The following is a 23,279-nucleotide window of genomic DNA, read 5'->3' as shown; positions in this document are numbered from 1 at the left end:
CACCGGCGATTCAGCCGATGGACCGCATCGAGGAAATATCCATTCGGCGATCGCGGAGCGAAACGGATGATCAAGGCTGTGATCCTTTCATCGGCGGCTTTCCTGATGGCGTCCGCCGCGGACGCACAGGATGTTACCGGCAACGTTGATCCGTCCGCCTACAGCCTGCCGAGCGTGATGCACTCGGCGATCAACGCACAGGCCAAGGGTGGCAAGAGCCCGCGCTCGGCCATCTCTGCGGAATCACGCGCGGGGTGTCGGAACCTGCCGAACTTCCGTGCCCGCTTCGGCGCCCGGGATCCCCGTATCCAGAAAATGACCCGGCTTTGCCGCGAGCTTGGTTTGATCCCATAGCCGTCGCCGCCCGGGCTCGATCGTTCCGGAGTCGCTGATATGGCTCCGAGACCGGCGATCTCGCCCGATCTCGGACAGGCATGACACGAAGCGGTGGATGTGCTTTCACCGGCGGCGATCCGAAAGTGGGACCGCACGCATGATGAGGCGCTACGAGATTTTCGCCGATTATTTCCAATTCTACCTCTGGGACGCGGGTGCCAAGCCCTCGCCGCCGACCGACTATACACAGGACGATCTCGTGCATCGCATCAAGTCGTCGCTGCATGTGGTCGTGATCCAACCGCTCAGGAACATGGACGTGCCGGTCTCGCTGGAGCTTGCCGAGACGGCTCCTCCGATCGACCTTGCCGAGTTCGATCATGTTGCCGAAACCAGCCTGGACCTGCCGTCCGGCCGGCTCGAAATCCACGAATGTACCGGCGGATCGATCGACATCCTCGATGTCGCGCCCGGCACCTATCGTGTTCGGGCTTGCTTCAAGGGGCTCGACACCCTGAGTGAGGACGGACTCGACGGCGATGATCGGTACCTGATCACGCTTTGGCCTGCACCTGCCGCACCGCTCGTGGTCCTCAAGCAATATGAGGATGCCCGCTGACGCGAGGGGCCACCACGTCGGAGTTCCACGCCGCCCTCCCGTTCCCGCGGCGATTGCCTGGAGCAAGGGCGAATGCCCGCTCTCACGCGGGCACGTGACGTCTGCACCGGCGTGACATGTCTCGTGGGTGACGTGCTCCGACTCTTTCCGGACCTCAGCGAAACGCCTTCACGACCTCGATCTTGCCCACGATCGCACGGTTGAAGGCATCCATCTCTTCAGCCGGAATCCAATATTCCTGGTGCGCCTTGCCGCCCCCATCTTGAACCTAGCGGCTCAGATAGTCCCGGCGGACACGGAACCTCGTGACGAAACCTGAGCCGCTCGCTGGAACGTTCCAGTCACGCGCGATCTTCACCGCATAGGCCTCGGTGGTCACCGGATAGAAGATGGGTTGCTCGGGTAGGCGTGGCGGAAATGCCTGCATTCCGCTTTCGTCGATCAGACGCAGTTCGGCAGGGCCGACCGGTCTCCAAAGGGTGATTGTCTCGTCGTTCATGAGGAGACCGTATGGAATTGGATGCCGACTTTCCACCCTCCCGGCTGTTTGCGTCGCCGGCCGGTTGACGAGACGGCAGGTCGCCAATCATGCGGCAGCAGGATGTTCGGCGCCGGCACGCGCCCTTCCGCACACCGATCCCGGCGTCGGGCATTCAGGAAAGGGGTCGTCATCCCGTCACGCCGCGAAGTGCCCGGCGACCTCGTAATGTCTCGCATAACAATCGAAGGAGATCAGGCTGCGGGCGGCGTCCGGGGCGACGACGGCGATCCGCGGATCGCTGCCTGCGAACGCGCCGATCGCCATCATCGACTCCCACCGCGTCAGCACCACGAATCCGACGACATCGCCGTCTTCCCGCACCAGCAATTCGGCGCCGAGACACCCGGGCTGGTGCCGCAACGCGGGCACGACATGCTGGTGAAAGTGCGCCGGATAGGCCGCCTTCCGTATCCTCTGCGCCCGGCCGCGCCATTCTCGAACCACCATTGCCCTCTCCCAGTGTTGACTCAATCAAGACTATATTGTTGATAGAGTCAACAAAGGAGCGTGCCGTGGGCGATCGTGAGCGGGATATCGAGGCCATTCGTGCATTCAACCGGATCTACACGGAACGGCTGGGGTTGCTCAGGCCGAAGCTGGATCGCAGCCCGTTCTCGCTCAGCGAAGCGCGGCTCCTCTACGAACTGGCACAGGGTGACACGGTCACTGCGGCCGAGCTTTCCCGGACCCTCGGCCTCGATCCGGCCCAGATCAGCCGTACGCTCAAGCGTTTCGCCGGGCAGGGCCTGATCGAGACGACGCCGCATCCGGGGCATGGCAAGCGCCGGGTGCTGTCGCTGACGCAGCAAGGCCAGGCGGCCTTCGCGGCGCTCGAACGCAATACGCGCGCGACGATCGGCGGCCTGGTCGATTCCCTGCCCGCTTTCCGTGCGAGGCGGCTCGTCGCCGCGGCCGAGGCGATCGCATCGGCTTTCGAAGCATCGTTACCGCCGGTGCCGCATCTGCGGTCTTTGCGACCCGGCGATCTCGGCCTGGTGACGGCGAGACAAGCGATCCTCTACGCGCGGGACTATGGCTGGAACGCCGAATACGAAGCGCTCGTCGCGCGCATCTTGGCCGACTTTCAGGAATCGTTCTGCGCCGAACGGGATGCGGCGTGGATCGCCGAGCTCGATGGCGAGATGGTCGGTTCGATCTTCCTCGTGCACGGCGGCACGGCCGACGTCGGCAAGCTGCGGCTCCTCTATGTAGAGCCGCATGCGCGCGGCCTGGGGATCGGCAAGTTGCTGGTGGCGACCTGCATCGCGCACGCCCGGGCGCTGGGCTATGCGCGGCTGGATCTGTGGACGAACAGCGTGCTCGTGGCTGCCCGCGGAATCTACGAGCGTGCCGGCTTTCGCCTGGTCGGCGAGGAACCCCATCACTCCTTCGGGCAGGACCTGGTCGGCCAGATCTGGTCTTGCGATCTGCGAACCGGCGCTGGACGCGGAGAGCAGGTCTGAGCATTAACACGATCCACCCGATCCTGCCGTTCGCGCCCATGACGGAGGCCGCTGCCTGGATTGCCGGCTTTCGCTGGGCAACCTGACGTCGGCACCGGCATGCCGCCGGATTGGGACGGTCGACCTGCTCCGAGCCGAAGCAGACATTTGGGCACGCCGGTCGAGGATGGTACAGGCCGCCATGTTCATCCGCTTCGTCATCGATGACCTTGATCCGGACTCCGGGCGACGGCAGGGGCTGTTCCAAGCTGGCGATGCCTTGCTGGAGAGCGGACGGTTGAGCACCGAGGACGCCGAACGCCTCCGAACGCTCTACGCTTGGTTCAAGGCGAACCTCTCGGTTCCCGATCGTTTTGCGCTCTCCGCCCGACCCCACGCCAAAGCTCAGGCGCTCAGCTGGTTTCGCGATAGCGCGACCGAGCATATTCGCCGCATGCGCGGCTATCACCAGTTGCTCCAAGCCCATGGCGTAGTCGTTGCGATGCTGCGAACCAAACGACCCGGATACATTGTCTACGAAGACGAGCATCAGGTGGTGGCGTATCCCTTCGCAGACACGCCCTGCTAGATGTCTGCAAGCCGCCTTCCCCTGTCATTCCTGCGCCGATCCCCGGGCGCTCCAGCGAGGTTCCGCGCGGCAGTCTGACATCGGCGCCGCCGGGAACCTGACGTCGGAACGACGTAAGGGCAGACCGGGACGATCGATCGGGTCGGACCCAATACAGAAACGGCGGCGAACATCAGAGAGCCGTCTTTGGCCACCACCAGAACGATATTCGCGGCGCTGCAGCTGAACCCTTCTCCCCGAAACGGACAGCGAAGTCCGCATCGCCCGAAGCCACGTCTCGCAACGCTCGCGCCAACTCCGCAAGCCACGGCCGACCGAGCGTCAATGTAATGCCCCCGTCCGCCCAGGAGAGTGTTGAGGCACTCTCGTCGTCCGGACAGTTCTGGAGCCGCAACTTTTCAAATTGCTCCACGCGCAGATCGTGAGCGCCGAAAATGCGATCCGCTCCCACAGTGACTGGATCGATCAGCGATATCGTCCTGTGTGCGGGCCATTGATCGTCGGCCAGCAGGTCAGCGAGCCCGGCCATGTCGTTGCATCCCCTCTGATCCGCGGTGCAGTGCCAGCCCGCGTACATGCTTGGTGCTCGCGCGTAGCGCCACAGGCAGATCCGGCCTCCCTGACGCCAATTCGCAAGGTTTTCGTTCATGCGCGCACCTTATCGGGTGCGCCGCCGGTTTCCAGCCGCCTCGGCTGTTCCCGACGGGCAGGCGCTGTGACGGCGAAGGTCTGCTCGCGCACGATGGGCCGACGATCGGGCGCTTTCGCCGGATCGAGATCAGGGCTGCACTGCTTGCCGCCCAAGGTTTGCTCCGCTTGCGCCCGGTCGTTTCACGCACGTAGGTGACGGAGGTGAGCTTTGGTCCCGCAGCCCCGCTCGTCGAGCGACCAAGTACGGGCCATAAATGGCCGGGCCGCTTGGGCACCATCCAGGTCGTGCGGCGTTCCCTTCAATGAGGAGATGCCCGATGTCCGAAGGCCGAACGAAACAAGATCCCCCGACCCCTGCGACCGAGGCCGAGGTGGAGCGGGTCGCCCGCAACAGTGGCGCATCGAAGGAGCAGGTTGCGCAACTCGCCAGGGCAACAGATCCGGACACCGATCTGGATGACGTGGCGGCCGCAGCAGCACGCTGGAGCTGAGGCAGCGATGGGAGAACATGAGATGTCGACCGACGATCAGCCCGCAAAGGGCGAGAATCTGCAAGGCCCCCCTACGAACAAATATCGTCCCAGCAACGTCGCGCCACCGCCGGAGGAAGAGATGCGCCACGACGCTCTGGGCGGACGGGTAGTCGTTCAGGAGACTTCCGGGACCGCCGCTGCCGAAGCCACGGGAAGGCTGCAACCGGACAACGATGCGGATCCGGAGGAAACCGCCGGCTCGGGCTGATTTCGCCTTCCGCGATCGCATAGGGCCTTGCTCACGCTCCTCATCAACCCAGCTGAAATCGTCGTTTTGCCAGCTCCACGCCGGATATGGCGCGATCGCCCGGTTCTCACTCGAAAACTGCATCCAAACCGATCTCGCATGGGGCCTGGCGCTTCTTTCGATCGGCAAGCGCCGTGAAGGCGAGGATCGCCTCGAGTGGTTCTGCGCGAACTTCGACGTGAAGCGGGACATGCCGACACTCGTGAAGGCGGAGGCAGAGGCGAAGCCGCTCGCGGAGCACTGAAGACACCGTTTATGCGTGTACCATCGGACATCACGACCTGCTCCAGCCCATTGCAGCCACTGACGTAACGCGGCACATCCGACCTATGAGCGACGGCATCGAGGGTGTTGACGAGAATCCCGAGGCGCTCCTGACGGAGCGTGAACTCGTCGAGCTTCTGCAATCCCGGAACGGATATCCAACTCTCTTGACCACATGGGAAGGGGAAAGGATGCGCATCGAAGAGGTGGAAGAGGCACCATGGCTGGATTCAGCGGTAGCCGAGTGGGCGCACTTCGCGGAAATCGGGGGAATCCCGCTCTCAGCGGACGACCGCTATTATTTCTACTCGACCGAGATCGGCCTGATTGAAGATCTGGCGAGCGGAGCCGCTCTCTTCCGACGCCGCTCAATCTAATCGAAAGTCCGGTTCCAAGCCGCTTTCGCTGCTGCCGGCGTGATCGCGAGCCGCCGCGCAGCGAACGTCCGCTTGCGCGCAATAGGCCGAGATCGAACCGCATCGGGCTTCCCGGAGCTCCTACAGCCGCCTGGATCATAGCAGACGTTACACTGCGATCTGCGACTTGACCCGGCCCCACTCCGGCTGCTGCGGGTTCGACATCCAGATCTGCACTTTCGTACTCGGCTCTGGCACCGGCATAGCAAGCCAGGCGAAGCCACGACTGGTGCTTGGACATACTACCCGCTGGGTGCCGGCAACTCACCCGTCAAGCACTCGACGCCGTCGCGCCCGCATGCCCGATCGCTGACGATTACCGTCGCGGGACCATCTACATCCGACTGCACCCTAGTGGCTCAGCCACGGCTGTCGCTTTCCCATCCTCGTCGGCTGTTCGCTCGGGGAGCCCGCGCCGGCGGGGCCTACGTCGGCTTCCGCCAGGCAGGCTGACGATCGCGCCACCCGGGGCGGGAGCACCCGCGGCCTTGGGCGGGAGCACCGCGCCACGCCGCGGATCGACCATAGCTGCCAGCCGCTCGCTGCGTTATCCAGGTTCAGCGCGGATCGCGATGGAGGCTGACCTGGAACCAAATCTCTCTCATTTGCTCTGTCGATCGCGCGCTCTGGCAGGAGGTCGGGCCGCGCCTAAGAGCTGTCACGGCGAAGGCTGACCAGGGGATCATCAGGCTCCGCTTCGCCTCTGGATCCAGCACCCTCAACCCGAATGCATGGCGGCTTTCCCCGTGAAAGACCCGCACGTTGGCGCCGAACACACTTCTTTTCGTTCGGACCTCAGCGACGTCTGAAACAGGTATGTTGTACTCCATGCCCCAGACTTCAGGCAGGAACATGAGGTTGAAGGGAAAACGCGGCCCCACCAACAATGCATCGTCGGTGACCGCCACGATCAAGCATCGACTTGCCATGCCGCCCGAGGCTCTGCCTTCTCCGTAGATCGGATCAGCGGGCATCTTGGGTATGATCGGTTTCTTCACCATCCGTCGGTAGATGATGGAGGAAGCCACGACGGCGACGATCCAGGCGGCTGACACGATCCCTTGATACCGCATGCTGCTCACCTGCCTTTCGAACAGAAAGGAAGCTGGGACGATGATAGTCAACGCGAAGAGCCGGTTTCGCCACGGATTGGCCATGGCGCTTGATGTAGATCGCTGATGGTCGGCTTTCCACCCTCCCTCGCTGTCATCAGCTCGATCGAGTAACGCTCCGGCGAGGGTCCGGTTACGCGCGCCAAAGCGACGTCGTACCGAAAAGACACGAGCGACTGACCACGTGACGGCATGTGGCATGCCTCAATCTTGTGCCATTCAGCGCATGTGGATATCTAGGCCTTCGTGACATCACTTAGGTACGCAGCGAGTGACGATAAGAACCATCGACATCAAGGTGGCTAGCAATGGCCGCATGGTCCTGCCCCTTTCGGTACGGAAGGCCATGGGCCTTCACGGCGAGGCGAAGGTCATCCTCACCATCGAGGACGACGAGGTGCGACTGTCGCCAATCGCCCGCGGGGTATCGCGCGCGCAAGCCCTTTACCGGGAACATGCCAAGACGGTGCGTACGACCGACGACTTCCTGAGCGACCGGAAAGCGGAAGCGCTCGCGGACACAGGCGACGCTGATGCTCCAGGTCCGAAGAAGGTGTCCAGGTGACCTCGGTCGTCTTCGATGCATCGGCGGTGTTGGCGCTTGTCCGGGATGAGCCGGGCGCGGACAAGGTCGTGCCCCATATCGGACGTGCCGCGATCTCGGCGGTCAACCTCCAAGAGGTCGTCAAAGAGCTGCTCCTGAGCGGCCTGGATGAGCCCACCGTACGCGAGTTGCTGAACGAGCTCCGCCTCGACGCACGCGCGCATGATGTGGAAGCCGCCTACGCCGCCGCAGCACTGCACGCCCAGACAAAGCAGTTTGGGCGCGGCCTCGGCGATCGCTCCTGCCTTGCGTTGGCGTTGCAGCTCGGCGTTCCCGCTCTGACAGCTGATCGTGAGTGGAAGAAGGTCAAGGTGAAGAACCTCAGGGTCGAGCACATCCGCTAGGCGCCAAGTCGCTCCTCCCCGCTCCTGACGTTCCATCTCCATTCGAGACATTCGCGATCGCAGGCTGCTACGTCGCGGATGCACCCCCACAGCGGACATACCGCGGCACGTCGACTTATGTCCGCTATTGAACCACGAAGCCGACATCAATCTGGAGATTCCCGCAGCCGGCAATGAAGGGTCCGGCCCGGCTCGGCCTATCAAACTCGTCGAGCTTGGCGGGAGCGCGAAGGTCCGCTTGCTCGCCAAAAGCCGACGATCGAGGCGCACCCAGGTCAGCCAGGCTCCTACAGCCGGGTCCGACCCGTTGCGGACCTTCGAGACTGGGTGCATCCCGTTTCCTCTGGGAGGATGACGATGCGGATCGGTGGGACATTGGCGCTTCTGATTGGCTTAGCCGGATGTGACTTCATGGGTGCCAGCCCGCCAGCGCTGCCATACATGACAGCAGGCACGTATAGCTGGGGGTGTGGTTACGACTGGAACGGGGCGGCTGCAGATCTCGACGCTGTGCCGAGGTTAACGAAGGAGTGGGACCGCCCGCTCGACGTCGTGATTCTCTTCCGGTTCGATCCGGTGCCGGAAGCCTGCTTTGCTCCCGCATACGAGGTGCTGCGGAGAGCGGGTTTCTCCCGCATCTATGTTGTTTCAGTTGCTAAACCAGGCCCAACCGATACACCGCTTATGCCGCATCGTTGAAGGAGGCTCCTCAGCCAACGGTCGCCTTTTCCCCCTCCCCAGCTGTTCCGATCGCGAGCTGGCGTGGGCGAGACCTACGTCCGGTCTCGCAAAGCGGGCAGACGGTCGCGCCGCCGCTAGTCGAATTGGGACACCAGAACCGCCGTTCGACATTGAAGTCATCCTGCGGAGCTGCGATCCTCCTGTTATGAATAATCGCTTCGTCATACGCAGGACCTTCAACGTCGATGGTCAAAAGGTCGGCTGTAAGTTTTTCCGACCGGAGGCGGAGGGCCAAAGCTACTTCTGTCGCTACGAAATCGAATGGCCTGAGGGTACGAGCTCCTGTCGAGTCGGGGGCGTGGACGAAGTCCAAGCGCTGCTACTGGCAATGCAAACTGCCCACACCGACCTTTTGGTCGCTCGCGAGCACGACGGCAGGCAAGTGCTGTTTGATAATCGGCAGAGCCTCGGTTTGCCTGTGGCGAACGCCCTTCGCGACTGGGACCCCGACAACACATTCTAACGTGCGCCGCAATGTCGCCTTTCCACCCTCCCCGGCTGTTGCCGCCGCGATCGCCCGCCACCGCGGCGAACGTCCGATTTTCCGCGGTAGTCCGACCATCGCGCGTCACCGAGGTTGCGCCGGCTTCTACAGCCCGCTGCAAACGATTGCGGCCATTCCGCAGGACCGGTAAATGATCCTGATGATGAACGGCAGAGCGGATAGGTAAGATGCAGGGTGGCCGAAGGGAGCTGTTCATTCGTGACGTCAGGATCGGGGACGCAGGTCAACGTGTCGTGATCGGCATCCCGAATTCCGGTGCACCAATCTGCGTCGGCGATGTTTTCTTATCCAGATACGAGGCCCCGCAATCTGTGGAGGACATCCTCAACGAGCGTCCTGCTCCGGCACCGACAAACGAAGCCAGGGTTGCTCTTACGGTCGCAAAGATCGAGTGGCCAAAGGGGCGGCATGCTGAGGAGCTACCTCATGGTCATGCTGGCGCCTTGTACCTCACCGGTTGCGGTTTGGACAGCGTAACACCGAACAGCTTTTTGATGACGTAGCCCAACCCGGTTGGCGCCGAATGTCGCGTTTCCACCCCGCCCTGTCATTCCCGCGGCGATCGCCAGGCAGCCTGCGAAGGTCCGCTTCCGCGCGGCACCCTGCCGTTCGCCGCCGGTGTGCGCCATCTGGTGACCTAGGACGTGCTTCGACCCGATGCGGACATTCGTCCGGCACGCGAGTTGCGCTGGCCGGACACGAGGATTTGAGGCTAAGGACCTCGCTTCGCAGCGGAGAGGTCAAGGTGTCGAAGCGGTTCCGGCCACGTCTGCTGCTCGTAGCAGTGTTCCTGCTGCTAACGATAGATCAGCTAGCGAAGCTTTGGGCCTACTCCGCTCTTGTGCCGGGCAGGAGCTTCCCCTTGCCCGGGCCGGTTGATCTCACCCTCGTGCTCAATCGGAGCAATGCATTTGGAATGGTGCCAAATTTTGGCGACGTTACCCGTTGGATGCTAGCTGGGGTGAATCTAGCGGTCGCGTCCGCTCTGGCGTACCTTGTCTGCAGCCGCGATCAAACACGGGCGGCATTCTTCGCCTGTGCGTTCATCATTGCGGGAGGTATCGGCAACGCAATAGACCGCATCTGGTTGGGCGCCGTGATCGACATGTTTGATGCGTCAAAAATCGGCTTTATCTGGGTTTTCAACGTCGCAGATATCTTCATCGACATCGGTATAGGTCTTTGGCTCTTGGACTCGTTTTTGGGGAATGCCGAGCACAATCCCGCAAGAACGGCTTCCACTGGCCACCAGCCACGGGCCTAAAGTCAAGGCCGGCATTCGCCCTTCCGATCTTTCCCGCACGAGCGGGCCTGTCGGCGAACATCGGCTTTCTCGCGGCAACCTGCCATCCGCCGAGACCGCGCGTTCCAACGAGCCTATGGCGTGCTCCGACCCGGACCGGACATTTCAATCCAGCGCGAGAATGACCTCTTTGACCTCTGAGTTGTGCAGCTCGAAGAAGAATGTGCCTTCGCCGAGGACGGCAAATCCGATTTTCTGAAGCACCCGCAGGGAGGCATGGTTGTCCGAAGCGGCTCAAACACCGACAAAAATGCCGGTTGAGTGGAGCGCCGTCCACGACATCAATTGCGGAAATTCACAGACCCGGTACTCTGCTGCTATGATCGCGCTCTTACCGCCGTCGAACCGCGATTGTGCAAGGGAGCAGGATTCATCGCGAATGTCCTGACGATGCTTGGTGCCCGGACCGTCCGTGATCCACTCGACGGATCGGCGCGGCCAAACCACGCCATTGCACGCGCCCTACGCGTCGCGGTCTTGCTCGTGGTGCTGACCTGTGCCGCAGGTCCGGAGCCGTTGTTCGCAGATGTGATCAACCTGCCTCCCGACACTTGCGAGACGGGCGGGCCGATCGGCGATGTCGAGTTCAGCACTGAATATCGCCCGCGCAAGGGGGAGGACTGCGCCGAAAGCCTGCCGCGACGCGCCGTCCTGCTCAACGCGCACGCGGAGTGGCAGCCGCGCGATGTGCCCGTTCTCGTCCAGATGGTCCGCAACCGGCGCGGTTATGTGATCTTTCTTGCATCGATGCTGGAGGACCGGCACTACCGACAGGCCTGCTGGACCGAGCACCTCGTCTCGTCCGGCTCGTCGGGACGGCAACTCTGGAGCGCGTTGAACCGACGGTTCCGGTCGTGGGTCGCGAACTGTCCGCCGCTGAGAACTGCGGCCCAAGGCGAGGCGGAGCGCCTCTTTGCAGGGCAGCGCGAGAGCTTCACACGCGCCCTTACCCGTATGGCGGCGTTGTCGCATGAGTTCGCTCGTCTGGACGACTACCGGACCACCTCGACCGGATCGTTCCTGCCTCGGACCGTGTCACAGAATCTGCTCGACGCTGTTGCTGACACGTGCGGGTTACCGCGCGATCGTGTTCGGCTTCGACCCGACGGACGGATTGCCTGGAGCTACGACGGTCGACAACCATTTGGGCAGGACGGATCTCGCCCAGCCGAGACTTGTGTCGAAATGCAGATCCGATACCTCCCCGGTTTCCTAAAGCCGTGAGGGGTCCCGCAACCTTCTCGCGGCTTTCGGCTTACGCCCTCGTCTGCATCGCAGCTGCGTGTCACGCTGCCGAGCCAAGCGGCGAGCAGCGGGCCGAAGCTCTGGTGCAGGCCGCGAAACGGCACCTCGGAGTACGTGACGCTGAGCGATCCTCGACAATGGCGCGCGCGTCACCGCATCTCCGCGCTACTGAGGTCCGCTACGAGCTACCTACGGGTGATCGCCTCGCAACTTACTTCATCGCCACTGACGGGAAGCTGAAGGAGTTCATACTGAACGGACCCGCCGCTGAGCCCTACATGCCCGTGAGGGAACGACGCGCCTTCATCGAGCAGATGATGGAGGTTGCCGCCCCGAGCAGCTCCCGGGCCGAGCGTGCCTGGGGCGCTAGGCAGCTGGACTCCAGCTGGCGCGAATGGTTGCGCCCTCTGCAGGTTGGCGAATACGTATTCGGAGGCATGATCGTCAGTTCAGCGAACGGCACGCATGACCACTTCAAGATCACCGCCGCCGACATTGAGACTACCGGCCTCAAATACCGTCCGCAACCGAAGAGCCTAGGTCTGCTTTCCACCCGATTCAGCTGCTCCAGCCATGCTCGGCTGCGATGCCGGCGAACGTCGGCTTTCGCGCGGCGGTCTAACGTTGGCACGGTCACCCGGTCAGATTGAGACGGTCGACCGGGTGCGACCCAATACGGGCTCTGCGATTTCAGATTTCTGGCCGCGCCGTCGAAGGGAGATCAGGCTGCAAGAGCAGACTGCAAGGCGCGAAGCTGAGCTGTTTGGCCGAATGGCGCTTTGACGAAGCAGCCATGATCGTCGCTCCATGCTGCATCGAATGTCGAGCCCTCCCAGTCGAAGGTGAAAGGTTGCATGTCTGCAACGATCACGCCACTCTTGGGCTGCACCCGCAACGCGGCGGTGATCCATTCTGCGAAATCCTCGAATGAGAACTCTGAACGGAAGTCTAATGTCTCAAGCACTGAGCTTCCATCATCTAACTCGACAATCCGGGTCGCGGTCATCTGCCTCCCACTTCGCTTGATCATAACCACCTCCCGACACTGCACTACCGAAGGTCGCCTTTCCACCCTACCAGGCTGTTCCCGGCGTCGTCGGCGGCCGAGGCAGCGTACGTCCGCTTTCGCCGGCCAGGCTGACGATCGCGCCGCCTCAAGCGTGAGCCCCGCGCTACAGCGCGGATCGACCCTTTTCAGACCTAGGCACCAGTCACCAAAGTGGTGGATAGAGCCTCCTAGGGCCAAGCGGGCTGCCCATCACACGTTCATAAATAGCTTCACCGGGTGGCCGATATCAGGGATCGTAAACCGGGCAGGTTCGGAGTCGGAGCAAGGCGAGGGTACGTTGTGCCATAACCGGTCGGCCATGCTACCGTTATCGCTAATAGGCGTCAGTGGATGGGACAGCGATCTGGCGTTGGCATCGTCCTAGCTGACGCGGAGCGCTTCAATCACGGCGCGCAGCCCGGCCGACATATGCCTTCGAGCGGGGTAATAGAGATAAAGCCAGTCTTCCGGCACAATCCATTCATCCAAGCATCGGATCAGCCGACCTGCCTCCACGTAGGGCTGTGCGCGATCTTCCCAGACGTAGGCGAGCGCAACGTCTGCAAGCGCCGCTTCGATCATCAGCTCGTGGTCGTGAAGCGCCAATGGGCCGGTCGGCTGAAACTCGACTTCCTGACCCTCGCGACTGAAGAACCATGGATAGCGCGCGGTGCTCGGGTACATATTCTGGATGCAAATGTGGCTCTTCAGGTCCGCGGGTGTCCGTGGGACAGGGTGCCGTGCGAAATAGGCAGGCGAGCCCACCACCACGAGGCTCATACGCGGCTTGATGCGCACGGCGGTCATGCCCTCACGCAGACTCTCGCCCAGCCGGATGCCCGCGTCGAAGCCTTCCTCGACGATATCGATCAGACGGTCGGTGGCGACGATCTCCAGCTCCAGGTTCGGATTGCACTCGATCAGCTTGCCGATCACCGGCCCGAGCACGAATGGCGCAATCGAGTTCGGCGCGTTGATTCTCACCTTGCCGAATGGCGTGTCCCGATACTGGTTGAGTGCATCCAGCGCCGAAGAGATGTCACGGAAGGCGGGCGAAAGCTGCCTCAGCAGCATTGCGCCTGCGTCGGTCAGCGACACGCTGCGGGTCGTGCGGTTGAGCAGGCGGATGCCGACGCGCGCCTCCAGGTTCGACACTGCGTGGCTGATCGCCGAGGCTGTGACACCCCGCTCTTCGGCCGCTTTGCGAAAGCTGCGATGGCGGGCGACCGCATCAAAGGCAGCGAGCTCGGACAAGTCGGTGTTGCGCATTACTGATTCTGGCTCAGCATAGTTCGGATAACTAGCCAGCTTATCGCAACAGTCCAGACGGCGCACATCACTCCTGTCACCGGCGCTGCCGGATCGAGGAGCCCCACGATGACCATCTCGGAGACCATTACCGCAGACCAAGCGCAGGTCCTGCTCGTCGCCGGCCAGGCCCACGCCGCCGCGATGGGCGTTCATGTCATTGTCGCCGTGCTGGACGCCGGCGCACACCTCAAGGCCTTTGCCCGCATGGACGGCGCGGTGCTCGGCTCGATTGATGTCGCCATCGGGAAGGCACGTACGGCCGCGTTGTTCGGCACGAGCAGCGCCGCCGTGTGGGATTACTGCCAGCCGGGTGCGCCGGCCCCGAACCTCCAGGCCAGCAACGGCGGGTTGATGCCCTTTCCCGGCGGAGTGCCGCTGATCGACGCAGACGGCGTGCTCATCGGCGCCATCGGCGTCTCGGGCGGCGCGCCGTCGCAAGACTTGGCCATCGCCGAAGCCGCGCTCGCTACGCTCAACGGCTGAGTTTCTTCTCTCGCAACCACGACCGCTAGCACCAGGAGAACGATCATGACGAAGACCATCCTCATCACCGGCGCAGGCTCCGGCTTCGGCGAGGCCGCTGCGATCGGCATGGCGAAGGCGGGCCACACCATTATCGCCACCGCTCAGATCAGCCCCCAGGTGGCGGCATTACGTAACAAGGTAGCCGAATTCGGGCTCGACAATGTCCGGGTCGAGAAGCTCGATCTCACCGACTCCTACGACATGGCGTTCATCCAGACATTGGATGTCGACGTGCTCTGGAACAATGCCGGCTACGGCGAGAGCGGACCGGTGAGCGAGATTCCGCTCGATCTCTTCCGCAGGAATTACGAGATCAACGTGTTCAAGCCACTCGAGCTGACGCAGGGCTTCATTCGCCGCTGGGTAGCGGAGGGACGCCACGCCAAGGTCGTCTTCACCTCGTCCATGGGCGGCCTGTTCACGCCTGCGGGCTGGGGCACCTACGTCTCCACCAAGCACGCACTGGAATCCATGGCGGAGGCAATTGCACAGGAAGTCGCGCCGTTCGGGATCAAGGTCCAGACGATCAACCCCGGCGCTTATCTCACCGGATACAACGAGACCATGGCGGATACAGCCTTCCGCTGGCTGGATGATGCCAGGAATTTCACCAAGCGTAACGAGCTGCGCGCCACCTTCGATGCGCTGCTCGCTAGCCCGCAGGGACATCTCGACCCGCAGGAGATGATCGACCGCATGATCGAAATCGTCCCGGCCGACACCGGCAAGGTCCGCAATGTCTGCCCGCAGTTCGTCGAGGACATGCTGAAGGATGCACAGGCTGCGGCCTGGACTGCCCAGATCTAACCCGGCGATCGGCGGCGCGGATTACCGCCCCTCACTCAATCAGGAGAAAGACGATGACGAGCACCTTCTGCAGATCCTTCGCCGTGCGCGCGAGTGTGGCATTCGCGGCGACCAGTCTTGGCTTTTTGGCCTTGTCGTCCGGCGCGTACGCGCAGACGCCATCCGGAAACAAGACGATCGTGCAGCGCAGCTTCGATGCCTGGACTGCCGGCACCGGCAGCCCGTTCCAATTGCTCGCCGACGAGGCGAGCTGGACCATCGAGGGCAACTCGGTCGTGTCGAAGACCTATCCGACCAAAGAAGCTTTCCTGCGCGAGGTCATCCGCCCGTTCAACGCGCGCATGTCGGTCGGGATCAAGCCGACCATCAAGAGCATAACAGCCGATGGTGATCGCGTCGTCATCCACTTCGAAGCCGCCGGCACAGCACGCGACGGCAAGCCTTACGTTAACACCTACGCCTGGTTTTTCCAGATGAAGAGTGGGAGCGTGACCCGCGCCTCCGCCTTTTTCGACGCAATCGCATTCAACGACCTCTGGGCACGCGTCGCGCCCGACGATTGACCTCCGAAAGCTCGGGACTGCGATGCTGCCGAGCTTCGCGGAGGACGAGCGGAAGGTCTGGAATCCACCCTGCCCTGTCATTCCCGCGCGGATCGCCAGGCGACCCGACGAAGTTCCGCTTCCGCGCGGCACCCTGCCGTTCGCCGCCGGCATGCGCCATCCAAGGACCTACGACGTGCTTCGACCCATAGGTGACATAGATCCCCTGATGTAGACACGCCGGTCGCATCTGCGGAGGGACGCCACACCTCTTCACTCGCGACCAAGAAGGTTATATGCCCACCTGATCACCAGAACAGTCACATGAAGCTTAGCGAGGAGCGAGGCGTGGCGGCGATTTGGTAGACCACGTTACTTCCCGCTCTTCATCGAGCGCATCCATTTCTTCTTTCGTAAACCAGATCCCGTGAGCGTCAAACTCGAACTGCCCTCCGTCAACCAGACGCACCTCTTCCGAGAGCAGGTACAGATCCCTTGTCCTTAGGATATCATTGGACACGACTCCAGTTTCGAAGATTGCGTCTGGACGATTGCCAGCCGTCTTGGTATCTGTAAGGCGTAGTGACCTTCTCCCATGGCTGTCTTGACACAACTCAATCTTGTATTCGACATAGTCGCGTATCTCGCTCATTTTCCACATATTCAAAACTCCGATGTCATGAAAGGCGAAGTCGTCTTCCTAGACCGCTGAGGATCGTCGTCTGAACTCCTGCCGGTCTATGGACACCGAACTAGGTTTCTCGCAAGCGGCGGCAGCCCGCGTGCCGGCTCGAGCGCAATGTCGCATTCCCACCCGATTCGGCTGTCACCGGCGCAATCGAAGGCCGCGGCGGCGGATGTCCGGTTGCGCGTGACAGGCTGACATTCGCGCCTGGTCCGGAGCGTCCGCCATCCTACAGCGCAGAACGACCCGTTGCGGACATTCAGTTCGCAAAGTATTGATCGCTAATGACCATCCTTCTCGCATTGGCTTTCGCCGGTTCAAACGTCCCGGTTCCGGTCACGCCTCCATCTACCTGGGTCAGTTACCCCCCTTCAGCCCTGCGAAATGGTGAGCAGGGCGTCGTGGGTTTCGAGGTAAACGTAAATGAGGCCGGGAAACCAACCAACTGCCGCGTTATCGCGTCGAGCGGCTTCTCCTCCTTAGATGCTGAGACATGCCGGCAGATCTTGCGGCGGGGCAAATTTCATCCCGCCACCGGCGCTGGCGGCGCTGCAGAGCCGGGCACATACGCCAGCAGCCTAAGCTGGTCTTTCCAAGACCAATAACCCGCACCCACCAACGTCCACCTTCCACCCCACCCGGCTGTTCGCTCCGACGGGGGAGGGCCGCGGCGCGAGCTCCGGTTCCGCGCGATAGGCCGACGATCGCGTTTTGGTCGAGATGGGCCGGGTTTCTACAGTCGGCTGCGCTCCATTGCGGACGTTCGCTCCCCGCCGGTAGAGTAGTCAGCTAAGCGAAGGCGCCGAACTGCCCCTCATGGCCTAGCCTTGTCGAGGACCATGCCTTCGGCATCCCTTGCGCTCCTGATGATTCCATTATCCATTAACAGTCGGATGAGATCCGGCGAGAGAAAGCCATTATGTCGCATCGACTTACCACCGGCGGTCTTGTCGAGGATCACCACCCCGTACGACCCGCGCCCAATCGACATCGGTGGCATGGAGCAAGTTGCCAATAAGTGCGAACCCGGACGCACTTTGATACGTTGGTCGCTCCGGTAGGGACCTTTGTAGACGTGAATGATACGTAGAGTGCCAACTCTGTTAGAATCCCGCCGCTTCTCGTCATAGCCAAGGCTGTCTTCCATGACGCCGTAGACGATCGCAGGTGCCTGTACGGCATATTTTTCAAATCTCTGAAGTCGCCTATCCCACTCGGCTGCACCCTCAGCGCTCGGCGGCGGTGAGGGCGGACACGCCAAGGTCGCGCCTTCGCAGGTGATTAAAGTAATCGTGAACGCCTTGAGAGCAGCACGCATAACCCGCTTATGCCGGAACTTCGGTCGCGGCTCAATGTCGCCTTTCCACCCGAGTCAGCTGTTGCCGGCGCGATCGCAAGCCTCCCCTGCGGAGGTCCGCTTCCGCGCGGCAGCCTGACATTCGCCGCCGGCGTGCGCCAGTGGAGCGCTACGACGTGGTCCGACCCTTAGCTGACGTTAACGATTCGCCATCTGATAAGTGATCTTCACACCGGAGACCTGTTCATCTTGCTCGAAGAGGCGGGAACCTTGCGCATACCGGATCAGCAAACGATTATTGCTGAGCCACCGTATCTCAGCCCAAGGCCCGCCCCACCCTCCGGTACGCGCGTTTCCGTGATCCGTGTCGGCCCTAAAGGCGTTGCCGCCCCCAGTCGGAACATTGCCATATTCCAGAACTGAAACTTGGGTGCTGAAGCCCGTCGTTGCACCACAACTTCGTTCGAACATTGTTACGACGTGCTTTCGGTCTGGAGACTCGATGGTTTGAACGATCGTATTTTCGCACATGTCTGCGGCAAACCACCACAAGGCGCCGGCTGCCGACACGATGATCACGAGCGACAAACACCCGAGTATCGTGCCGATCCTCCCCACCCAATGCGCTACATCAGTCATTACCTCAGCATAGGAGACAGCGACGTTTCGGCAAGCAGCCTACGGTAGCGCCTCTAACCTCATCTGCGTTCCGGGCCGCGGCAAGTTCCGCTTTCCACCCCACCCGGCGGTTGCCGGCGCGACCGCCCGCCACGGCGGCCAATGTCCGATTTCGCGCTGCGACCTGACGTTCGGCGCCAGCGCGCGCTAGATCGAGACGGTCGCCCGCGTCCGACCCTTTCACGACATCCCTCCAAGCGCTACAGGCACTGAATGCGAAAGGTGTTTGTGATGGTGATCGGCGCCAGCGTTCTATCGGTGAGCGCGCTCCTGGTGGTAGCGTTCTGGGCGTTAACCGCAATGTCGGCTTACTACGCGATGTTTTTCGAGTCCCTCTTGGGAGTGGGCATCACAATCGCTTTGGCCTGCTCGTCGTGGGTCTCACTTGCCGCGTTCAATCGCGTCGTCAGGCCTTGGTGGCGCCGCGTCAGCGCGCGCGCTTAACGTCCGGGAACCACCCGAGTCAGCTGTTGCCGGCGCGATCGAATGCCCCGCCCACGAATGTCCGGTGGCGCCAGATCGCGACGGCGGAGCGGGTGCCCCATTGCTGCCACCGAGGTATTCGGGTGCGCCCAGGGCATATCCAAAAGGAACCGTAGCAAACTCATGGCGCCATGTTGGCAGAGGGAACGTCGCCTTTCCACCGATAGTGTTGAAAAACGTCTGCTTCTAATAAGAGCGGACGTTCAGATAATGAGGGGCAGCCGCCCTCATCCTGCCATCGCAGGAGCCCCGGCGGGGATCAGCTTGGCAAGTTTGCGGAGGTTCTGGGCGGTGGCGGCGAGGTGGAACTCGTCTTTGGCGCCGTTTGGTCCCCTGAGGCGCAGGCGATCGAGCTTCAGGATGCGCTTGAGGTGGGCGAACAGCATTTCGACCTTCTTCCGCTCGCAGCGGGAGACCAGGTAGGCATCGGTCTTGGCGATGTCGCGCGCCATGTCCCGTGCGCCTTCGTGTACCGATCGCAGCACTTTGCGCATCGGCTCCTTTGGGCAGCAGCGCGTTTTGAGCGCACATCCGTCGCAGTCGGCTTTGCGGGCACGATATTTGTAGAGCCCGTCCAACGGCGGCTTGGCTTTGGCGGCGCGGCCCTCTTGCCAATATTGTCGGAGCTCCTTGCCGCCAGGGCAGACGTAGCGGTCATGCCTGTGATCATAGCGGAAGTCGGCGCGTTCAAAGGTGTCGTCGACACGTGCCGAATGGTCGAAGACCGGAATGTGCGGCTCGATGCCGCGCTCGTGAACCAGCCATGCCAGGTTCTCGGCCGAACCATAGCCGGTGTCCGCCACCAGTTTCTGCGGCCATATCGCGAAGCGATCCTGGGTTCGTTCGATCATCCGCCGCTGCGCCGTCACCTCGGCCTGGCGGATCGACGTGGTCGCCTCGACATCCATGATCACCGCATGCTTGAGGTCGATCAGATAGTTGGTCGAGTAGGCGAAATAGGCAAAGCCGCCCTCGGCTGCAGTCCAGCGCGAGGCGGGATCGGCAATCGAGATGAACTTCGGCGCGACCGGCGTCGCCGCGCCGAACGCGGCATCGTCGAGCACCGCCAGATATTCCTGCACCGCATGGCTCGTCGCGTCCGCGGGAAGCCCCTCACTGCCAGGGACGCCCCGCTGCCGGTTGGCATCGGCCTTGATCAGGCTGGCGTCGACCGCGAAGCCCTCGCCGCCGACCAGACCCTCGGCTATGCAGCGCTCGACCGTCGCCTCAAACAAGCGCCGCAGCAGATCGCTGTCACGAAAGCGACCATGCCGGTTCTTCGAGAATGTCGAATGATCCGGCACCGCGGCAGCGAGGTCGAGACGGCAAAACCAGCGATAAGCAAGGTTGAGGTGCACCTCCTCGCACAGCCGGCGTTCGGAGCGGATCCCGTGCGTATAGCCGATGATCAGCATGCGGATCATCAACTCCGGATCCACCGAGGGCCGACCCGTCTCACTGTAATAGGCTCGCAGATGCTCGCGAATGCTCGACAGGTCGACGAACCGGTCGATGCGCCTCAGCAGGTGGTCGTCGGGAACGTGCCGCTCCAGGCTGAACCCGTAAAACAGCGCCTCCTGCATCACCGTCCGCTCACCCATCATCGGCTCGCCTCCCGCCTTGCTCAGGCGGAGTGAATCAGAGCCCAGTCACCAGTGCAACGAGAGTTTTTCAACACTATCGACCCGATTCAGCTGTTGCCGGTGCGATCGGCGGCCGCCGCGGCCAACGTCCGATTGCGTGCGATAGGCCGACGATCGCGCGCCGCCGAAGTTGCGCCGGCTCCTACATCCGGCTGCGCCCCCTAAGCTGCCGTAAGCTACAGCCGGATTTCCTGTACCGGCTCGCCGAGCTCGCGTCCCAGACCTGCGCCATGTTCAGCACGTCTTCGAACGGCTCATCCGGGTGCGACGTCGTGCATAGAAATCGATCGGGCTCAGATCCGTCACCGACGACGATTTCGTCCACTATGTCCTCAAGCCGAGCCGAGCCGGGACCTACGATCGCAAGCAAGGACACCCCATCTCGTAGGCACTGCTCCACGAAGACGTCGAGCAACGCCTCGTCGGACCCGGGAGAATGCAGGATCAGCTTCCGAGCGAGCTTCATGGAAACGAGGCTATCAACCTGAATGTCGCATTTCCACCCTCCCCGGCTGTTCCCGCCGCGATCGCAGGCCGCGGCGGCGAATGTCCGATTGCGCGCGATAGGCCGACCATCGCGCGTCGGCGCGATTGCGCAGGCTCCTACAGCCGCCTGCGACCCGTGGCTGCCCCTCGGGCCCTGTCTGCTAATGGCAGCAAGCGCCCACTTGCGGACTTCCGATGGGCAGGTGAGGTTGGCTTCGAGCTTGCTATGGGAGATGCCTTGAAATTGCGACAGCTACCGGACTTGTCCAGCGAGGATGTCGAGCCACCTACCATCTCAACTGGGTTGTGGGCGGGGTTGCTACCGGCCAATCCACACACCATTCGTGCCGCGATAATGACTTGCCGTGGCAGCAACGATGGTGAGGTACTCCTCGTCCGGGTGGATCAGCGAAAGCTGGTAGCAGAGCGCTGTAAGCGTGGTTGGACAATTAGCCTCGCTCGAGAGGACCGTCGCCGAGATTGCGTTGCGGTGCGAGCGAAGTCGGCTCCGTCGGACCCCGTCATTATGGGATCGGTGCTTCATACCTTCTTCAGACGTTGGCCGGGCGATCACTTCGCCGACACCGAAGCCGAGGTGGCGATGCGGACCTTCGTAGAAGGCGATGCTACTCCTCCCTTTCTCCGCTGGCGGGCACTCATTTGGCGGTGAGTCTGCGTTCCACCAAACTCACGTCATACCGGCTATGACCGTTTTCCACCCTCCCCTGCCCTAGCTGGCGCGATTGACCGGCGCGACAGCCAACGTCCGGTCTCGCGAAGCAGTCTGACGTTCGACGTGGGCGTGCGCCGGATCGATACGGTAGGGCCTCTCGATCCGGCTCGGCCACCCCTTAGCACTCGGTTCGCCCGCCTGCTTCGGTCCCGGTGCGACCGCAGTAACGCTGTTGGCCACGTCGAAAACCGCAGGATCTATCAGCACGTCGGGCAGCACGACGTCGAAGCCCCAGCTGTTGTTGGGTCCGCTGCCATCGTCGGTGTAGTTGCTGCCGCCGAGCCTCAGGTTGCGGCTCAGATCGTCCTGAACCGAGTAGCACGAGATCCAGCCGACGAATCCGTCGCCAAAATCGACGCATATCGCCTGCACATCGGCGAAGCTGCTTTCATTGCACCTCGTGAGCGAGCGGCGGCCGGTCGGGCATGTCGGACGCTCGTAAGACCACCCCATCTTCTCGAGATTTTCGGCTGTCGCCGGCAAGATTGTCGCCTGTCGGACAAGGCTGACGTGCCCTGTGCAGCGTGTCCGGTCCGACCTAAAAGTAGGTCGCTCATAATAATTCGCAACGCTCGTGGGGCTGCGGTAAAGCCGCTGCACGCCCTTCCACAGGAGATCGCGGCCGTCCACGTGGGCAGAAACACCGCGCGCGGTACATTCTGCCTCAAGCTGCTCGACCGCAGCAATCACATCGGTGAGGCCGTAGCGGGACTCGGCGTAGAGGCCGGACATCTTCTCGCGCGTGCTTGGGCGGACTCCGCCCGGCAAAGGCGCTTCCTGACGCGGGCTTGCCGTTGCCTCCGTCGCCGGGACGCCGACTACAGCCAGCATACACGCCAAAGTTCCAAGGGTGGTGCCATTCGAAGTCATATCTCGATACTAAACGGCCGACATGCGACGAGCCAGCGAAAGTCCGCTCTCCACCCTGCCCGGCTGTTCCCAGCGCGACCGCCAGGCGACCGTGGAGAGGTCCGCTTCCGCGCGGAACCCTGACCTTCGCCGCCAGCGCGCGCCATTTGGGGACCTAGGACGTGCTCCGCCCCATAGGGGACGTTCCTCGCGTGACCTGTCCGAAATGATATCGAACTCAAGAGAAGTTAGACAGGACCCCCGAGAAGCAAACCAGCGCCGCGGCGAGGTGTGCGAGCGCAACTGCGATCGGGAACAGTGTCTTCCGCTCAGATGCGCTCCAAACCAGGAGCGCTCCGTAGAGTGGGAACTGGAGCAATCCGAGAGCTAGAGAGAACGGCCCAATCTGACCTCCTTCGACGAGCGTCAGAAGCATTGGCGCGGGGAACAGTGCCCGTGCGGCGACATAGTTGCCGTGGCCCGCGCCGGATGATGCAATTGCGATTATCAACCCAGCGAGCTCGAGGACTACGCCAAGCCCGAACCCGGCTGTGACGGCGCGTAAGGCCGTGAATTGAGCAGAGATCGACATTGGGTGGGCTTACATTCAGCGATGTCCGACTTCCACCCTCCCGGCTGTTCCCCGAACGATCGGGCAGCGCCGCGGTGAAGGTCCGCTTCCGCGCGGCACCCTGCCATT

26 protein-coding genes are annotated in these 23,279 nt (G+C 62.4%); 16 read left to right on the top strand and 10 right to left on the bottom strand.

Annotated elements, in window-relative coordinates; all coding sequences use genetic code 11:
- Positions 1 to 66: 66 nt before the first annotated feature.
- Together C7I55_RS25970 and C7I55_RS25965 are read left to right on the top strand one after the other, a co-directional pair.
- Positions 67 to 354 (top strand): hypothetical protein, encoded by a 288-nt coding sequence (locus C7I55_RS25970; RefSeq protein WP_106515965.1) that lies wholly within the window; start codon positions 67 to 69, stop codon positions 352 to 354.
- Positions 355 to 493: 139 nt separating this feature from the next.
- The gene (locus C7I55_RS25965; RefSeq protein WP_106515964.1) at positions 494 to 955 is read left to right on the top strand and encodes a hypothetical protein; all 462 of its coding nucleotides are present in this window, start codon (positions 494 to 496) and stop codon (positions 953 to 955) included.
- Positions 956 to 1,223: 268 nt separating this feature from the next.
- Here the strand turns inward: C7I55_RS25965 and C7I55_RS25960 are convergent, their stop codons facing one another.
- Both C7I55_RS25960 and C7I55_RS25955 read right to left on the bottom strand, forming a co-directional pair.
- Entirely contained in the window at positions 1,224 to 1,454 is a 231-nt protein-coding gene (locus tag C7I55_RS25960) for a hypothetical protein (protein ID WP_199193083.1), read from the bottom strand.
- A gap of 177 nt (positions 1,455 to 1,631) precedes the next feature.
- Positions 1,632 to 1,943 (bottom strand): antibiotic biosynthesis monooxygenase family protein, encoded by a 312-nt coding sequence (locus C7I55_RS25955; protein WP_106515963.1) that lies wholly within the window; start codon positions 1,941 to 1,943, stop codon positions 1,632 to 1,634.
- A 65-nt stretch (positions 1,944 to 2,008) separates the two neighbouring features.
- Here C7I55_RS25955 and C7I55_RS25950 point away from each other — a divergent pair, with 65 nt between their 5' ends.
- Positions 2,009 to 2,959 (top strand): bifunctional helix-turn-helix transcriptional regulator/GNAT family N-acetyltransferase, encoded by a 951-nt coding sequence (locus tag C7I55_RS25950; RefSeq protein ID WP_106515962.1) that lies wholly within the window; start codon positions 2,009 to 2,011, stop codon positions 2,957 to 2,959.
- Between the two features lie 166 nt (positions 2,960 to 3,125).
- A complete protein-coding gene (locus C7I55_RS25945; protein ID WP_233222420.1) occupies positions 3,126 to 3,527 on the top strand; it encodes a hypothetical protein in 402 nt (133 codons plus the stop codon).
- 172 nt (positions 3,528 to 3,699) lie between these two features.
- Here C7I55_RS25945 and C7I55_RS25940 read toward each other — a convergent pair whose 3' ends face one another.
- Positions 3,700 to 4,176, bottom strand: coding sequence for a hypothetical protein (locus C7I55_RS25940; protein WP_146151149.1), 477 nt, complete (start codon positions 4,174 to 4,176; stop codon positions 3,700 to 3,702).
- Positions 4,177 to 4,495: 319 nt separating this feature from the next.
- Between C7I55_RS25940 and C7I55_RS28375 the strand changes: the two genes are divergently transcribed.
- From C7I55_RS28375 to C7I55_RS25925, 3 genes are all read left to right on the top strand, one after another.
- Positions 4,496 to 4,669 (top strand): hypothetical protein, encoded by a 174-nt coding sequence (locus C7I55_RS28375; RefSeq protein WP_158266601.1) that lies wholly within the window; start codon positions 4,496 to 4,498, stop codon positions 4,667 to 4,669.
- 22 nt (positions 4,670 to 4,691) lie between these two features.
- Positions 4,692 to 4,919: a hypothetical protein gene (locus C7I55_RS25935; protein ID WP_106515959.1), complete on the top strand. Its 228-nt coding sequence runs from the start codon at positions 4,692 to 4,694 to the stop codon at positions 4,917 to 4,919.
- 368 nt (positions 4,920 to 5,287) lie between these two features.
- Positions 5,288 to 5,599: a hypothetical protein gene (locus tag C7I55_RS25925; protein ID WP_106515957.1), complete on the top strand. Its 312-nt coding sequence runs from the start codon at positions 5,288 to 5,290 to the stop codon at positions 5,597 to 5,599.
- A 596-nt stretch (positions 5,600 to 6,195) separates the two neighbouring features.
- Here the strand turns inward: C7I55_RS25925 and C7I55_RS25920 are convergent.
- Positions 6,196 to 6,795, bottom strand: coding sequence for a hypothetical protein (locus C7I55_RS25920; protein WP_106515956.1), 600 nt, complete (start codon positions 6,793 to 6,795; stop codon positions 6,196 to 6,198).
- Positions 6,796 to 7,066: 271 nt separating this feature from the next.
- On the opposite strand from C7I55_RS25920, the gene C7I55_RS25915 reads away from it, so the two are divergent.
- From C7I55_RS25915 to C7I55_RS25895, 5 genes are all read left to right on the top strand, one after another.
- A complete protein-coding gene (locus C7I55_RS25915) occupies positions 7,067 to 7,315 on the top strand; it encodes an AbrB/MazE/SpoVT family DNA-binding domain-containing protein (RefSeq protein WP_233222419.1) in 249 nt (82 codons plus the stop codon).
- Positions 7,312 to 7,698, top strand: a complete 387-nt coding sequence (locus C7I55_RS25910; RefSeq protein WP_106515954.1) for a type II toxin-antitoxin system VapC family toxin — start codon at positions 7,312 to 7,314, stop codon at positions 7,696 to 7,698. Before C7I55_RS25915 ends, C7I55_RS25910 begins: the two co-directional genes overlap by 4 nt.
- 640 nt (positions 7,699 to 8,338) lie before the next feature.
- Positions 8,339 to 8,902, top strand: a complete 564-nt coding sequence (locus C7I55_RS29525; RefSeq protein WP_408640638.1) for a DUF6968 family protein — start codon at positions 8,339 to 8,341, stop codon at positions 8,900 to 8,902.
- Positions 8,903 to 9,689: 787 nt separating this feature from the next.
- The gene (gene lspA / locus C7I55_RS25900) at positions 9,690 to 10,208 is read left to right on the top strand and encodes a signal peptidase II (RefSeq protein ID WP_158266600.1); all 519 of its coding nucleotides are present in this window, start codon (positions 9,690 to 9,692) and stop codon (positions 10,206 to 10,208) included.
- A gap of 324 nt (positions 10,209 to 10,532) precedes the next feature.
- A complete protein-coding gene (locus tag C7I55_RS25895; protein WP_158266599.1) occupies positions 10,533 to 11,471 on the top strand; it encodes a hypothetical protein in 939 nt (312 codons plus the stop codon).
- A gap of 742 nt (positions 11,472 to 12,213) precedes the next feature.
- Here the strand turns inward: C7I55_RS25895 and C7I55_RS25885 are convergent.
- Positions 12,214 to 12,498, bottom strand: a complete 285-nt coding sequence (locus tag C7I55_RS25885) for a hypothetical protein (protein ID WP_146151146.1) — start codon at positions 12,496 to 12,498, stop codon at positions 12,214 to 12,216.
- 423 nt (positions 12,499 to 12,921) lie between these two features.
- Entirely contained in the window at positions 12,922 to 13,809 is an 888-nt protein-coding gene (locus C7I55_RS25880; protein WP_106515948.1) for a LysR family transcriptional regulator, read from the bottom strand.
- Positions 13,810 to 13,917: 108 nt separating this feature from the next.
- Here C7I55_RS25880 and C7I55_RS25875 point away from each other — a divergent pair, with 108 nt between their 5' ends.
- The 4 genes from C7I55_RS25875 (at position 13,918) to C7I55_RS29520 (ending at position 17,015) form a co-directional block, all read left to right on the top strand.
- On the top strand, positions 13,918 to 14,334 hold the full coding sequence (locus C7I55_RS25875; RefSeq protein ID WP_106515947.1) for a GlcG/HbpS family heme-binding protein: 417 nt from the start codon (positions 13,918 to 13,920) through the stop codon (positions 14,332 to 14,334).
- Positions 14,335 to 14,379: 45 nt separating this feature from the next.
- Positions 14,380 to 15,183 (top strand): SDR family oxidoreductase, encoded by an 804-nt coding sequence (locus tag C7I55_RS25870; protein ID WP_106515946.1) that lies wholly within the window; start codon positions 14,380 to 14,382, stop codon positions 15,181 to 15,183.
- 53 nt (positions 15,184 to 15,236) lie between these two features.
- Entirely contained in the window at positions 15,237 to 15,746 is a 510-nt protein-coding gene (locus C7I55_RS25865; RefSeq protein WP_106515945.1) for a nuclear transport factor 2 family protein, read from the top strand.
- Between the two features lie 948 nt (positions 15,747 to 16,694).
- Positions 16,695 to 17,015 carry an energy transducer TonB gene (locus C7I55_RS29520; RefSeq protein ID WP_106515942.1) on the top strand — a complete coding sequence of 107 codons (321 nt, stop codon included), beginning with the start codon at positions 16,695 to 16,697 and terminating at the stop codon, positions 17,013 to 17,015.
- Positions 17,016 to 17,224: 209 nt separating this feature from the next.
- Here the strand turns inward: C7I55_RS29520 and C7I55_RS27885 are convergent, their stop codons facing one another.
- The 4 genes from C7I55_RS27885 to C7I55_RS25830 all read right to left on the bottom strand — a co-directional run bounded on the left by C7I55_RS27885 (position 17,225) and on the right by C7I55_RS25830 (position 22,462).
- A complete protein-coding gene (locus C7I55_RS27885; RefSeq protein ID WP_146151144.1) occupies positions 17,225 to 17,728 on the bottom strand; it encodes a hypothetical protein in 504 nt (167 codons plus the stop codon).
- A 177-nt stretch (positions 17,729 to 17,905) separates the two neighbouring features.
- Entirely contained in the window at positions 17,906 to 18,346 is a 441-nt protein-coding gene (locus C7I55_RS27880; RefSeq protein WP_146151143.1) for a hypothetical protein, read from the bottom strand.
- A gap of 749 nt (positions 18,347 to 19,095) precedes the next feature.
- Positions 19,096 to 20,472: a transposase gene (locus tag C7I55_RS25840; protein WP_106515940.1), complete on the bottom strand. Its 1,377-nt coding sequence runs from the start codon at positions 20,470 to 20,472 to the stop codon at positions 19,096 to 19,098.
- A gap of 1,255 nt (positions 20,473 to 21,727) precedes the next feature.
- Positions 21,728 to 22,462 carry a hypothetical protein gene (locus C7I55_RS25830; protein ID WP_146151142.1) on the bottom strand — a complete coding sequence of 245 codons (735 nt, stop codon included), beginning with the start codon at positions 22,460 to 22,462 and terminating at the stop codon, positions 21,728 to 21,730.
- Between the last annotated feature and the right edge of the window lie 817 nt (positions 22,463 to 23,279).

This window comes from Allosphingosinicella deserti (assembly GCF_003012735.1).
Taxonomy (GTDB): Bacteria; Pseudomonadota; Alphaproteobacteria; order Sphingomonadales; family Sphingomonadaceae; genus Allosphingosinicella; species Allosphingosinicella deserti.
The sequence above is the reverse complement of the archived record's forward strand: the minus strand, read 5'-3'. Positions and strand labels throughout refer to the sequence as shown.